The organism is Pseudomonas sp. KUIN-1, assembly GCF_009176725.1.
Taxonomy (GTDB): Bacteria; Pseudomonadota; Gammaproteobacteria; order Pseudomonadales; family Pseudomonadaceae; genus Aquipseudomonas; species Aquipseudomonas fragariae.
In genome coordinates, this window is sequence record NZ_AP020337.1 from 1,562,191 (window position 1) to 1,574,811 (window position 12,621).

A 12,621-nucleotide genomic window follows, 5' to 3' on the forward strand; every position below is an offset into this window, starting at 1 on the left:
CTCTGGGTCAGTTCGTCAACGGACCAAGACCTTGCCTGCCGGGAACAAGTCAGGTGTCTTGCCGTCGACAAACCCCTATAATGCGCGCCGGTTTTTGAGGTATTGATCATGAGCGCAGAAGATCCGCGGTTCGCTGGTATCGCCCGTCTATATGGCATCGAAGGGCTGGCACGCCTGCGCGCGGCCCATGTGGCGGTGGTGGGTATCGGCGGGGTGGGCTCCTGGGCGGCGGAAGCCATGGCGCGCAGTGGTGTGGGCGAGATTTCGCTGTTCGACATGGACGATGTCTGTGTCAGTAACAGCAACCGTCAGTTGCATGCGCTCAGCAGTACGGTTGGCCAGTCGAAAGTCGAGGTGATGGCTGAGCGTATCCGCGCGATCAACCCCGATTGCATCGTGCACGCGGTGGCTGATTTCGTCACCCGCGACACCATGGCCGAGTGCATCACCCCGGACATGGACTTCGTCATCGACTGTATCGACAGCGTCAACGCCAAGGCTGCGCTGATTTCCTGGTGCAAGCGGCGCAAGATTCAGATGGTCACCACCGGCGGGGCGGGGGGGCAGATCGACCCGACCCTGATTCAGATCGCCGACCTGAACCGCACGTTCAATGACCCGCTGGCCTCCAAGGTGCGCTCGACCCTGCGTCGGGATTATGGTTTTTCACGCACGCCGAACCGTCACTACAGCGTGCCTTGCGTGTTTTCTACTGAACAACTGCGCTACCCCAAGCCGGATGGCAGTATTTGTCTGGAAAAGAAATTCGTCGGCGAGGGCGTAAAGCTCGATTGCGCCGGTGGTTTCGGTGCAGTGATGATGGTGACTGCGACCTTTGGCATGGTTGCCGCTACCCGTGCGGTAGACAAGCTGGTGGCGGGCACGCGACGGCCTTCGGAGCGGATCAAGCCAGCGCTTGTAACACCCGATCAGGCTTGAGTCAGCTGGCGCATCTTCTGCAGTACGGCATTCAGGCCGTTGCTGCGCGAGGGTGAGAGCTGGCGGGCGAGGCCCAACTGATTGAACCAGCCAGGTAAATCCACGGCTGCCAGCTCCCGGTCCGACAGGCCGTTGACCCGCGCCAGCAGCAGCGCCACCAGACCGCGAATCAGTCGCGCGTCACTGCCGGCCCGAAACAGCCAGGCATTGTCGCTGACTTCGCCGGTCAGCCAGACCTTGCTTTCACAGCCATGTACCAGATTGTCGTCGGTCCTTTCTTCGTCACTCAGTGGCGCGAGTTGATCACCCCATTGCATCAGCAGGCGTGCGCGCTGTTCCCAGCCTTGCGGCCGGGAAAAACTGTCGAGCGCAGTTTGCGCCAATGGCGGCAGACTCATCGAAGCAGCTCCAGTGCCTGATCCAGTGCGCTGAAGAACTGCAGCAGATCGTCCGAATCGTTGTACAGCGCCAGTGACACGCGAATCGCGCCGGGCAGGCCAAGGGTCTTGAACAGCGGCATCGCGCAATGATGACCGGCACGTACGGCAATGCCCTGTTCGGTCAGCAGGTGAGCCACATCAGCATTGTGAACATCGTCGACGACGAAGCTGACCAGTGCCAGATCCGGCGAGCCCAGAACCTGGATGCCATCACGCTGTTGCAGGCCCTCAAGCAGGCGACGGTGCAGTCTGGCTTCATGTTCTGCGACCGCCTGATGATCGAGGCTGTCCAGATAGGCCAGCGTAGCGCCCAGACCGATCACACTGGCGATGGGCGGGGTGCCGGCCTCGAAACCCAGGGGTGCCGGACGAAATTTCGCGTGCTGATAATCGGCTGTCAGCACCATCTCGCCGCCGAACTGCCAGTGCGCGAGGCTGGGCAGCGCCTCGTTGCACCCGTAAAGCACGCCGAGTCCTTCTGGGCCATACAGTTTGTGGCTGGAAAACACATAAAAATCGCAGCCCAGCGCCTGCACATCGTGGCGTCCGTGCACCACGCCCTGTGAGCCGTCCACGACGGTAATGGCGCCTTGGGTCTTGGCAAGTGCGATAAGACGAGCGAGCGGTTGCCAGGTGCCGAGCACGTTGGAGAGCTGGGTGACGGCGAGCAGACGTGTGCGCGGTCCGATCAGGTTGGCTGCCGCGTCGCAGTCGATCACGCCATCGATATCCAGCGGCAGAACCACCAGTTTCAGGCCGCGACGCTGAGCCAGTTGCTGCCATGGCAGCAGATTGGCGTGATGTTCCAGCGCGCTGATGGCGATTTCGTCGCCCGCCGCGAATTCATGTTCCAGCCCGTAGGCCAGCAGGTTCAGCGCAGACGTCGCGCCGTGAGTGAAGATGATCTGGCCGTTCTCGCCGGCATTCAGCCAGCGGGCGGCCTTGCCACGGCTGGCCTCGAACGCTTGAGTGGCGTGTGCGCCGGGCAGATGCTGGGCACGATGCACATTGGCGGCACCGTTGGCATAGTAATGAGTCAGGGCGTCGATCAGCGCCTGGGGCTTTTGCGTCGTGGCGGCGTTGTCCAGATAAGTCTGGCCTTGCCGTTGCAGGGCGGCGATGGCGGGGAAGTCGCCACGCCAGGGAGAGAAGAGGGGCATTGTTCGTCCAGCGTGTGGAGGCGGGTTCAAAGCCAGCAGCCTTGAACCCGCACACAGCATCAGTTATGAGCGTGCAGTGCTTCGTTCAGCTCGACGGCCGACTTGTGGGTTTTGCATTCCACCGCGCCGGTCTGAGAGTTGCGACGGAACAACAGGTCGGTCTGACCCGCCAGCTCGCGGGCCTTGACGATCTTGACCAGCTCATTGTTTTCGTCGAGCAGCGCGACTTTGGTACCTGCGGTCACGTACAGGCCCGACTCAACGGTGTTGCGATCACCCAGCGGGATGCCGATGCCGGCGTTGGCACCGATCAGGCAGCCTTCACCGACCTTGATGATGATGTTGCCACCACCGGACAGCGTACCCATGGTCGAGCAGCCGCCGCCCAGATCCGAGCCCTTGCCGACGAATACGCCAGCGGAAACGCGGCCTTCGATCATGCCCGGGCCTTCGGTGCCGCCATTGAAGTTGACGAAGCCTTCGTGCATGACCGTGGTGCCTTCGCCGATGTAGGCGCCCAGGCGCACGCGAGCGCTGTCAGCGATACGGACGCCGCTCGGCACGACGTAATCGGTCATTTTCGGGAATTTGTCGACCGAGAACACTTCCAGCAGCTCGCCCTTGAGGCGTGCTTCGAGCTGACGTTCGGCCAGTTCGGCCAGATCGACCGCGCCCTGGCTGGTCCAGGCCACGTTTGGCAGCAGCGGGAAGATACCTGCCAGGTTCAGACCGTGCGGCTTGACCAGACGGTGCGACAGCAGATGCAGCTTGAGGTACGCCTCGGGAGTCGACGTCAGTGTGGCGTCTTCAGCCAGCAGGGTCGCGACCAGTGGCTTCTGGCTTTCGGCCAGACGAGTCAGCAGTGCGGCTTGAGTAGCGTCCACGGATTTGGCCGCTTCGGCCAGCTTGTAGGCCATGTCGACATTAAAGGTGATCGCCTGGTTGCCGCCGGTGTAACCCAGAACCGGTGCGATAGCCGCGACCAGTTCCGCAGAAGGATTGATCAGAGGCTGAGCATAAAATACTTCAAGCCATGCGCCTTGACGATTTTGGGTGCCGACGCCGAAGGCCAGGCTGAACAGGGTGGTGGACATGTAAATACCTCGTGGCTTTATCAAGGGGCTTTCAGTAGCGCTCTGGCTTACTGTAAAGCCGCTGCATACAGGTCAGGCTTGAAGCCGATCAGGGTTTTATCGCCCAGATCAAGCACCGGGCGCTTGATCATGGACGGCTGCGCGAGCATCAGTTCTATGGCTTTCGCCTGGTCGAGATCGGCCTTTTGTCCGTCTTCGAGCTTGCGAAAGGTCGTGCCTGCGCGGTTCAGCACAACCTGCCATCCGTGTTCATTGCACCACTGCTCGAGGTGCTCACGGTCGATGCCCTGGGTCTTGTAGTCGTGAAATTCGTAGCTCGCCGAATGCTCATCGAGCCAGGTACGAGCCTTTTTCATCGTGTCGCAGGCTTTGATGCCAAATAGAGTGTAAGTCATTGTTTAAGGTGGGGTGGCTGATCTTGCTCGATACTCCCCACGTCCTCTCCTCGCAATTTAGCCGGCTATTATGCCACGTCAGTCCGTTCAGTGTTATGACAGAGCCAGTACGGTGACTGAACGAAAATTAGATAATAAGGCTAACCATCATTAAGAAAACTTCACCCGCTCACGCTTGAGTCGCTGGCTGCAGCGGGCAATTATTACCCGTCATTTGAAGTTTGGGTGCGTTATGTCTGAGCAAGAGAAGAAGCGTCAGGATGCGCTTGTCCGGCAACGTTATTACAGGGAGCGTCAACGTGCCGAGGGATTCAAGCAAAGTACCATCTGGATTCACGGTGAAGCCGAAGCTCAGGGCCGGCTGGCTGCCCGTGAAGGAAAGCCGTTGCTGCCCATGCAGTCTCATGACCCCGTCAGCTGGGCAGTCGGCTGGGTGGCTGAAAAGCTGCGGACCCGACAGTAGTCAGCACTTTTTCGGGCGGTCACGCCACACGTTGGGGACGTATGGCGCGCTGTTGATTGCCGCATGATCAACACGTGTCAGGACGCTCTCCGTCAGAGCGTTTCAAATTTCGAGTTGCCACGGTCCGCGTAGATAGCGCCCATCACGGCGATGTCATTGCTGCTGAGCGTCTTGCCCACATTGATGATCTCGAAGTCGCCGAGGGTCAGGCCGTTGGGGATATCGAAATGCATGATCGAATCACGGTCGTAAGCCGAGTGGTGGAAGTCTGCGGCCTCGTACCTGTCGAAAAAATTGGTATTGATCTCTTCGTCGCTCAACCCGGTTTGCGAAAGCAGTGAGCGCAAGAGCGGCTCGTTCCAGGGGATGTTTGCCTGTGGATGCTGATGCTCGTGAACCGCGCCCAAGGCGTGCCCGAATTCATGCAGTACGATGCGCGTCAATTCCGGCATCGGCTTCAGGTCCGCCGTGTACAGCTCTTTTAGGTTGAACTCCATCGTAGCCTCATCAGGTCCGGCCAGCAGGGTATCGGTGCCTATGGCGCTCCAGTTCAGATGTTCATTGAAGCCAATTCGGATATCACTCGCCCCGTCCGTCACGAACTCGAATTTCAGGTTTATGTGCGGCAGCCACTTGCGGGCGGCCTCGACGATGGGTGCTGTCAGGCTGACAGGAGGATTCTTCAAAAAAAGAACTTTCAGGGTTCGCCCGCGAGCCCAGTATTTGCTGAACGAAACCAGCAGGCGCGCCTGGCGACCTGACTGGCTGGTGTCGGCGCCGGTTTCCGATGGGTAAGCAGGGGTGATCGGCGCGTTGGCGGGGTTTTCGCGAATCGCTGCATCATACGAAGCCTGGTGATTTCCAGCGCTGCGCATGCAGCAGGATGCGGGCAGTTTTACGCCTTGGGTAACAGCGGGTGCGGTCATGGGAGTGGCCTTCATGGTAGTTCGCTTCGTGTCTGGAAGCATTAAAAATGAAGGGTGAGGGTACGTTCACGCAGGGGGCTGGAGGTGGTAACTAATTACCCCGCCGCACATTGCATGCGGCGGGACGATTTTTTTGGATTCGGCTTTTACTTGCTCAGGAATGCGCGGATACGTTCGGCCGCTTCGATGCATTCGGCCAACGGGGCCACGAGCGCAAGACGCACCCGGCCTGCGCCAGGGTTGACGCCATCCACTTCGCGGGAAAGGTACGAGCCCGGTACTGCAGTGACGTGCTGATCGACGAACAGATCGCGGCAAAATGCAGCGTCATCGGTACCGACGTTCGGCCACAGGTAAAAGCCGCCGTCCGGGCGTTGAACGTCGAGCACCGGGGTCAGGATGTCGAGCACCGCAGCGAACTTTTCCCGGTACAGATCACGGTTGGCGCGTACGTGCTCCTCATCATTCCAGGCGGCGATGCTGGCCAGTTGAGTCTGAACCGGCATGGCGCAGCCGTGATAGGTGCGATACAGCAGGAAGGCCTTGAGGATCTGGGCGTCACCCGCCACAAAACCTGAGCGCAGGCCCGGCAGATTGGAACGCTTGGACAGGCTGTGGAAGACCACGCAGCGTTTGAAATCCTCGCGGCCCAGCTCGACGCAGGCGCTGAGCAGGCCCGGTGGCGGAGTCTGCTCATCGAAGTACAGCTCGCTGTAGCACTCGTCCGCAGCAATGACAAAGTCATGTTCGTCGGCCAGGGCGATGAGCTTTTTCAGGGTTTCAACCGGAATCAGTGCCCCGGTCGGGTTGCCTGGTGAGCACAGAAAGAGGATCTGGCAACGCTTCCAGATGTCCGGGCTGACGGCATCGAAATCGGGATTGAACCCGTTATCGCTCAGGCATGGCAGGTAGTGCGGTTGGGCTCCGGCCAGAAACGCGGCGCCTTCATAGATCTGGTAAAACGGATTCGGGCTGATCACCAGGCCGTCATCACTGCGATTGACTACGGTCTGGGTGAAGGCGAACAGCGCTTCGCGCGTGCCGTTGACCGGTAATACATTGCGCGCCGGATCGAGCCAGCCCTGTGGCACGCCGAATCGACGGCTGCACCAGCCGGCAATGGCTTCGCGCAGCGCAGGAATACCCAGCGTGGTCGGGTAAACCGCCATCTGATCGAGGTTGTCTGCCAGTGCTTTGGCAACGAAATCGGGAGAGCGGTGCTTCGGTTCGCCGATGGACAGTGCTACCGGACGCTTTTCCGGGTTGGGTGTCACGCCGGCCAGCAAGGCGCGCAGCTTCTCGAAAGGGTAAGGCTGAAGCAGTTGCATGGCGTTATTCATGGAACGTGTTCCTCAATGAGCTGCGTTGAGTCGATTCGTATGGCCAAGTATTCATATGCTGATCCGCAAATCGTTGCCCGGCTCTGAGTTGACGCTCAGTTGCTTGACGATCGCATCCTGCAACTGGCGGCACAGTTGTGGATCGGACAGCGGGTGATTGTTGGCGTCGGTGATGAAGAACACGTCTTCCACGCGCTCGCCCAGCGTTGCAATCTTGGCGTTCTGCAGGGACAGGTCGAACTCCAGGAAGATCTTGCCGATGCGCGCCAGCAGGCCTGGACGGTCCGGTGCCAGCAACTCGAGTACCGTCACCGGACGCTGGGCGTCGTTATGAATGGTGACTTGCGGTGCGAAGGCAAAGTGCTTGAGCTGACGTGGCACGCGGCGCTTGATGATTGTCGGGTAATCATCCGGGTTGCGCAGGGCTTCGGTCAGGCCTTCGCGGATGTCCTGAATGCGCTCCGGGTTGTTGCCGATCGAACCGCCCTCATGGTCGAGGACGATGTAGGTGTCGAGTGTGAATTTGCTGCTGGAAGTAATAATGCGTGCGTCGTGAATGTTCAGGTTCAGCTGGTCCATCGCCGCCACGGTAACCGCGAAGAAGTCATGCTGATCCGGGGCGTAAATGAAGATCTGCGTGCCGCCCTCGAATTCACGCTGCGTGGTTTCCTTGATCAGCACCAGCGGACCGCCGTCGGCTGGTTGCTGCAGAATCGCATCGCTATGCCAGGCCACGTCGCCGGCGGTGTGGCGCAGGAAGTAATCATCGCCCAGTGCTGACCAGAGTTGCTCGACGTCATCAGGATCGGTGCCGTTGCGTACCAGAATATCCAGTGCGGCAGTCTGTGTGCGGCGAATCTGTTCTTCGCGGTCGACCGGGTTTTCCAGGCCGCGGCGCAAGGCCCGCTTGGTCTCGGTGTACAGCTGACGCAACAGGCTGGCGCGCCATGAGTTCCAGAGCGTCGGATTGGTCGCGTTGATGTCGGCGACGGTCAGCACATACAGATAATCCAGATGCACTTCGTCGCCCACGAACTGGGCAAAGTCGTGGATGACCTGCGGATCGGAAAGGTCCTTGCGCTGGGCGGTGGTCGACATCACCAGGTGGTTGCTCACCAGCCAGACAATAAGCCGGGTGTCCCAGGCAGGCAGATGATGGCGCGCACCGAACGCCTGCGCATCGATGGCGCCCAGCTCCGAGTGATCACCGCCACGACCCTTGCCGATGTCGTGATAAAGCCCGGCCAGGTAGATCAGCTCCGGCTTGGGCAGGCGGCCCATGATCTTGCTGGCCAGCGGAAATTTCTCGGACACTTCGGTGTATTGCAGCTTGCGCAGGTGCTTGATCAGATTCAGCGTGTGCGCATCGACGGTATAGATGTGAAACAGGTCATGCTGCATCTGACCGACGATATGGCCGAACTCCGGCAGGTACAGGCCGAGAATGCCGTAGCGGTTCATCCGCCGCAGGTTGCGATGAATGCCTATTTCGCACTTGAACAACTCGATGAACAGGCTGGTGTTGCGAATATCGTTGCGGAACTCGTCGTTGATCAGGTGCCGATGTTCACGCAGCAAGCGAATGGTGTCGGCACGTACACCCTTTATTTCCGGATGCTGGGCCATGAGCACGAAGATTTCGATCATGGCAAACGGGGTGCGCTTGAAGACGTTCGGGTGGGTGGCTTCTATATAGCCATCGTGCAGCTGAAAGCGTGAATTGATCGGCTGTGGTGTGCCGCTGTCGTCGGAAAGAATCACTTCTTCGAAATGCTGGATGATCAGATCGCTGAGTTCGGCGATGCTCATGACCACCCGGTAGTACTTCTGCATGAAGCGCTCTATGGCCAGCTTGGCATCATTGTCTTCATAGCCCAGCAACCCGGCGATGCGTACCTGATAATCGAACAGAAGCCGGTCCTCGGAGCGTCCGGCCAGCATGTGCAGCGCGTAACGCACTTTCCACAAAAACTCTTGGGAGGAGGCGAGCAGGGCGTTTTCGCTGCCCAGCAGGAAGCCTTCGCCTGCCAGTGCGTGCAGGTTCAGCGTGCCGTACTGACGCCGCGCGACCCAGAGGATGGTCTGAATATCGCGCAGGCCACCCGGAGAGCCCTTGACGTTGGGTTCCAGGTTGTATTCGGTGTCGTTGTACTTGTGGTGGCGTTTTTTCTGTTCCGCGTGTTTGGCGAGGAAAAACTCCTTGCTCGGCCACATATGCTCGGTGCTGGTGACCTCCAGCATGCGCTGGCGCAGGTGTTCGGGGCCGGCGATGGTGCGACTTTCCATCAGATTGGTGATCACGGTCAGGTCGGCGCGGCCTTCCTGTGCGCACTCGTTGACCGAGCGTACGCTTTGTCCGACTTCCAGGCCGATGTCCCACAGCAGGGTCAGAAACCGCTCGATAGGCTCGCGGAAAACTTCGTGGTCATCGCTGTCCAGCAGGATCAGCAGATCGATGTCCGAGTAAGGATGCAGCTCGCCGCGCCCGTAGCCACCCACTGCCAGAAGCGCGATATCGGCGTCTTCACTCCATTCGAACTGATCCCAGGCCTTTTGCAGGATGTTATCGACAAACCATGCCCGGTCCTCGATCAGTCGTCGAATGTCACGGCCCGACCTGAAGCGCTCATCAAGGACGTCTCTCGCTCGGCGGATGGCCTTCTTGAACGCAGCGATGGGGCTGGCTTTCAAGGCCAGTTCGGCCTGGAACTGGCCTCGATCGAACAAGTCTGGATCTACTTGCGGCATTGAGCAGTATTCCTCGTGTCGGGCTGTGCAAGTGACGGGCGGGCGTTCAGCCGGGCATGATCGGGTCAGGGAGCCTTTTGGGCAATGGTGTCATCGCTGCGCAAGGTGAAGATTTCGTAACCGTCAGCGGTCACCAGCAGCGTGTGCTCCCATTGCGCCGAGAGCTTGCGGTCCTTGGTGATCGCCGTCCAGCCATCGCCGAGAATCTTGGTTTCAGGGCGACCCTGGTTGATCATCGGTTCGATGGTGAAGGTCATGCCTTCCTGCAACTCGATACCGGTTCCGGCCTCGCCAAAGTGCATCACCTGCGGCTCTTCATGAAACACCTTGCCGATGCCATGGCCGCAGAACTCACGAACCACGGAGAAGCCGTTCTTTTCAGCGTGTTTCTGGATGACGGCACCGATGTCACCCAGGCGAGTGCCGGGTTTGACGATTTCGATGGCCTTGTACAGGCACTCCTGAGTTACCTTCGACAGGCGCTCGGCCCATACCGGAACGGTGCCGACATGGAACATCCTGCTGGTGTCGCCATGGTAGCCGTCCTTGATGACGGTAACGTCGATGTTCAGCGAGTCACCGTCCTTCAGCTTCTTGTCGCTCGGGATACCGTGGCAGACCACCTGGTTGATCGAGGTGCAGATCGATTTGGGAAAGCCCTTGTAGTTCAGCGGGGCCGGGATCGCCTTCTGTTCGTTGACAATATAGTCATGGCAAAGGCGGTCCAGCTCTTCGGTGGTCACACCGGGCTTGACGTGCGGCGCTATCATTTCCAGAACATCGGCGGCCAGGCGACCGGCGATGCGCATCTTTTCGATGTCTTCCGGGGTTTTGAGGGTGATGGTCATACGAATTCTCTCGGCGTGGCAGGCACGCGGTGGGTGCGCAAAGGCGCAATTCTATCAGACCACCGGTGCCGGGTAATCATCGCTTCCTTCTATAGGCCGTCCATGCAACTGCAAAGTCACCGCAAAACAAGCACTTGATGGGAGTTCCGTTCTCTTCCCTTTTATGATATAAAATGCGCCGCTTTCCAAGGTCCGTCCTTGAAGCACAAACCCACACACGTGTCGACACGATGACCTGGGTGCCCTTGGCAGATGCCATTGGTTGGTCATTGGGATACGTGGAGGCCTAACCCGACTTATCAAGGAACTATTTATGTCCCAAGTCAATATGCGCGATATGCTGAAGGCTGGTTGCCACTTCGGCCACCAGACCCGTTACTGGAATCCGAAAATGGGTAAATACATTTTCGGCGCGCGTAACAAGATTCACATCATCAACCTTGAAAAAACCCTGCCTATGTTCAACGAAGCGCTGACTTTCGTTGAGCGCCTGGCTTCGGGCAAAAACAAGATTCTGTTCGTCGGCACCAAGCGTTCCGCTGGCAAGATCGTTGCTGAAGAAGCAGCACGTTGCGGTTCGCCGTACGTCGACCATCGCTGGTTGGGCGGCATGCTGACCAACTTCAAGACCATCCGTCAGTCGATCAAGCGTCTGCGCGAGCTGGAAGTACAGGCTGAAGACGGTACTTTCGCCAAGCTGACCAAGAAAGAAGCCCTGATGCGTACCCGTGATCTGGAAAAACTGGATCGCAGCCTGGGTGGTATCAAGGACATGGGCGGTCTGCCGGACGCTCTGTTCGTTATCGACGTTGATCACGAGCGCATCGCGATCACCGAAGCCAACAAGCTGGGCATCCCGGTTATCGGCGTCGTCGATACCAACAGCAGCCCGGAAGGCGTTGACTACATCATCCCTGGCAACGATGACGCAATCCGCGCCATCCAGCTGTACATGGGTTCGATGGCTGATGCTGTTATCCGTGGTCGTAACAATGTTGCTGGCGGCACCGACGTCTTTGTCGAAGAAGCTCCAGCTGCAGCTGCTGTAGAAGGCTGAGTACAAACGCCTGGCGTTTACTCAGTACGCGAAAAGGGGGCTTAGCCCCCTTTTTGCCACCTAGGAAATGATTTGTCGGTCTGTAGCCATGACCTCGCTGTCATGTGTTGCTGCCACCCTGATTTTTCAAGAATTGCACGCCCGGCCTGTCGGGTGGAATGGTTGAAGACCTATCCAAGAGGATTTTGAAATGGCAGAGATTACTGCAGCGTTGGTCAAAGAACTGCGCGAGCGTACCGGCGAAGGCATGATGGATTGCAAAAAGGCCTTGACCAAGGCTGGCGGCGACATCGAAAAAGCAATCGACGACATGCGTGCTTCCGGCGCCATCAAGGCCGCCAAGAAAGCAGGCAACGTGGCTGCTGAAGGCGCTATCGCCATCAAGGACGACGGCAAGGCTGCTGTCATCATCGAAGTCAACTCGCAGACCGACTTCCTGGCCCTGCAGGACGACTTCAAGGCTTTCGTTGCTGCAAGCGTCGAAAAAGCCTTCGCTGACAAGCTGACTGATGTCGCTCCGTTGATCGAAGCTCAGGAAGCTGCACGTCTGGTACTGGTCGGCAAGGTTGGCGAAAACGTCAACATCCGTCGCTTGAAGCGTATCGAAGGTGACGTCGTAGGTACTTACCTGCACGGCAACAAGATCGGCGTGGTTGTTACCCTTAAAGGTGGCGACGTCGAGCTGGCCAAGGATATCGCCATGCACGTCGCGGCAAGCAACCCAGAGTTCCTGTTCCCTTCGGAAGTTTCTGCCGAAGCGATCGAGCGCGAGAAGAATGTCTTCCTGCAACTGAACGAAGACAAGATCAAAGGCAAGCCAGCTGAAATCGTTGAAAAAATGGTTGGCGGTCGTATCACCAAGTTCCTGGCAGAAGCCAGCCTGGTTGAGCAAGCCTTCGTCAAGAACCCGGAAGTCAAGGTCGGTGATCTGGCCAAGAAAGCCGGCGCTGAAATCGTTTCCTTCACCTACTTCAAAGTAGGCGACGGCATCGAGAAGCCAGTTGATAACTTCGCTGACGAAGTGGCTGCTCAACTGGCTGCCGCCAAGCAGTAAGACGGTTTTTCAACTGTCGCCCCAAAGAGGCTGCCCGCTCACGCGTGCGGCCTCTTTGTCGAAAGGGAAAAGGAAATTTTCCTTGGAGATTGTGCTCACAAGGCTGCATTCTCCCGACGCGCGCAAAGCGTCAAGCTAAAGTAAGCGCAGGCTTGAA

Annotated in this window: 12 protein-coding genes; 4 read left to right on the forward strand and 8 right to left on the reverse strand. The window is 58.5% G+C overall.

What is annotated here, in order from left to right; all coding sequences use genetic code 11:
- Positions 1-108 precede the first annotated feature (108 nt).
- A complete protein-coding gene (gene tcdA / locus KUIN1_RS07465; RefSeq protein WP_004406281.1) occupies positions 109-939 on the forward strand; it encodes a tRNA cyclic N6-threonylcarbamoyladenosine(37) synthase TcdA in 831 nt (276 codons plus the stop codon).
- On the opposite strand, the gene KUIN1_RS07470 is transcribed toward tcdA, so the two are convergent.
- The 4 genes from KUIN1_RS07470 to KUIN1_RS07485 are packed head-to-tail and all read right to left on the reverse strand — an operon-like array spanning position 930 to position 4,028.
- Positions 930-1,337, reverse strand: coding sequence for a SufE family protein (locus KUIN1_RS07470; RefSeq protein ID WP_024639896.1), 408 nt, complete (start codon positions 1,335-1,337; stop codon positions 930-932). The genes tcdA and KUIN1_RS07470 overlap by 10 nt on opposite strands.
- Positions 1,334-2,539 (reverse strand): aminotransferase class V-fold PLP-dependent enzyme, encoded by a 1,206-nt coding sequence (locus KUIN1_RS07475; protein ID WP_024639897.1) that lies wholly within the window; start codon positions 2,537-2,539, stop codon positions 1,334-1,336. Before KUIN1_RS07475 ends, KUIN1_RS07470 begins: the two co-directional genes overlap by 4 nt.
- A gap of 59 nt (positions 2,540-2,598) precedes the next feature.
- Positions 2,599-3,633 carry a 2,3,4,5-tetrahydropyridine-2,6-dicarboxylate N-succinyltransferase gene (gene dapD, locus KUIN1_RS07480; protein ID WP_024639898.1) on the reverse strand — a complete coding sequence of 345 codons (1,035 nt, stop codon included), beginning with the start codon at positions 3,631-3,633 and terminating at the stop codon, positions 2,599-2,601.
- 47 nt (positions 3,634-3,680) lie between these two features.
- Positions 3,681-4,028 carry an ArsC family reductase gene (locus tag KUIN1_RS07485; protein WP_003314287.1) on the reverse strand — a complete coding sequence of 116 codons (348 nt, stop codon included), beginning with the start codon at positions 4,026-4,028 and terminating at the stop codon, positions 3,681-3,683.
- Between the two features lie 232 nt (positions 4,029-4,260).
- Here KUIN1_RS07485 and KUIN1_RS27605 point away from each other — a divergent pair, with 232 nt between their 5' ends.
- Positions 4,261-4,491, forward strand: coding sequence for a hypothetical protein (locus KUIN1_RS27605; protein ID WP_024639899.1), 231 nt, complete (start codon positions 4,261-4,263; stop codon positions 4,489-4,491).
- Between the two features lie 92 nt (positions 4,492-4,583).
- Here KUIN1_RS27605 and KUIN1_RS07495 read toward each other — a convergent pair whose 3' ends face one another.
- The 4 genes from KUIN1_RS07495 to map all read right to left on the reverse strand — a co-directional run bounded on the left by KUIN1_RS07495 (position 4,584) and on the right by map (position 10,353).
- Entirely contained in the window at positions 4,584-5,432 is an 849-nt protein-coding gene (locus KUIN1_RS07495) for a matrixin family metalloprotease (RefSeq protein ID WP_172980039.1), read from the reverse strand.
- Positions 5,433-5,563: 131 nt separating this feature from the next.
- A complete protein-coding gene (gene dapC, locus KUIN1_RS07500; RefSeq protein WP_058822132.1) occupies positions 5,564-6,757 on the reverse strand; it encodes a succinyldiaminopimelate transaminase in 1,194 nt (397 codons plus the stop codon).
- A 51-nt stretch (positions 6,758-6,808) separates the two neighbouring features.
- On the reverse strand, positions 6,809-9,505 hold the full coding sequence (locus KUIN1_RS07505) for a [protein-PII] uridylyltransferase (protein ID WP_004406260.1): 2,697 nt from the start codon (positions 9,503-9,505) through the stop codon (positions 6,809-6,811).
- Positions 9,506-9,570: 65 nt separating this feature from the next.
- Complete coding sequence (gene map, locus KUIN1_RS07510; protein ID WP_003391089.1) at positions 9,571-10,353, reverse strand: type I methionyl aminopeptidase; 783 nt, start codon at positions 10,351-10,353, stop codon at positions 9,571-9,573.
- Positions 10,354-10,666: 313 nt separating this feature from the next.
- Here map and rpsB point away from each other — a divergent pair, with 313 nt between their 5' ends.
- Together rpsB and tsf are read left to right on the forward strand one after the other, a co-directional pair.
- On the forward strand, positions 10,667-11,410 hold the full coding sequence (gene rpsB, locus KUIN1_RS07515; protein WP_003314293.1) for a 30S ribosomal protein S2: 744 nt from the start codon (positions 10,667-10,669) through the stop codon (positions 11,408-11,410).
- 190 nt (positions 11,411-11,600) lie between these two features.
- Entirely contained in the window at positions 11,601-12,464 is an 864-nt protein-coding gene (gene tsf, locus KUIN1_RS07520) for a translation elongation factor Ts (protein ID WP_003415531.1), read from the forward strand.
- Positions 12,465-12,621: the final 157 nt, after the last annotated feature.

What these genes read in the sequence shown, in the direction of transcription:
- dapD (WP_024639898.1), bottom strand. Translation starts at nt 3,633, where the DNA reads ATGTCCACCACCCTGTTCAGCCTGGCCTTCGGCGTCGGCACCCAAAAT.
- map (WP_003391089.1), bottom strand. Translation starts at nt 10,353, where the DNA reads ATGACCATCACCCTCAAAACCCCGGAAGACATCGAAAAGATGCGCATC.
- KUIN1_RS07485 (WP_003314287.1), bottom strand. Translation starts at nt 4,028, where the DNA reads ATGACTTACACTCTATTTGGCATCAAAGCCTGCGACACGATGAAAAAG.
- KUIN1_RS07470 (WP_024639896.1), bottom strand. Translation starts at nt 1,337, where the DNA reads ATGAGTCTGCCGCCATTGGCGCAAACTGCGCTCGACAGTTTTTCCCGG.
- dapC (WP_058822132.1), bottom strand. Translation starts at nt 6,757, where the DNA reads ATGAATAACGCCATGCAACTGCTTCAGCCTTACCCTTTCGAGAAGCTG.
- KUIN1_RS27605 (WP_024639899.1), top strand. Translation starts at nt 4,261, where the DNA reads ATGTCTGAGCAAGAGAAGAAGCGTCAGGATGCGCTTGTCCGGCAACGT.
- rpsB (WP_003314293.1), top strand. Translation starts at nt 10,667, where the DNA reads ATGTCCCAAGTCAATATGCGCGATATGCTGAAGGCTGGTTGCCACTTC.
- KUIN1_RS07495 (WP_172980039.1), bottom strand. Translation starts at nt 5,432, where the DNA reads ATGAAGGCCACTCCCATGACCGCACCCGCTGTTACCCAAGGCGTAAAA.
- tcdA (WP_004406281.1), top strand. Translation starts at nt 109, where the DNA reads ATGAGCGCAGAAGATCCGCGGTTCGCTGGTATCGCCCGTCTATATGGC.
- KUIN1_RS07475 (WP_024639897.1), bottom strand. Translation starts at nt 2,539, where the DNA reads ATGCCCCTCTTCTCTCCCTGGCGTGGCGACTTCCCCGCCATCGCCGCC.
- tsf (WP_003415531.1), top strand. Translation starts at nt 11,601, where the DNA reads ATGGCAGAGATTACTGCAGCGTTGGTCAAAGAACTGCGCGAGCGTACC.
- KUIN1_RS07505 (WP_004406260.1), bottom strand. Translation starts at nt 9,505, where the DNA reads ATGCCGCAAGTAGATCCAGACTTGTTCGATCGAGGCCAGTTCCAGGCC.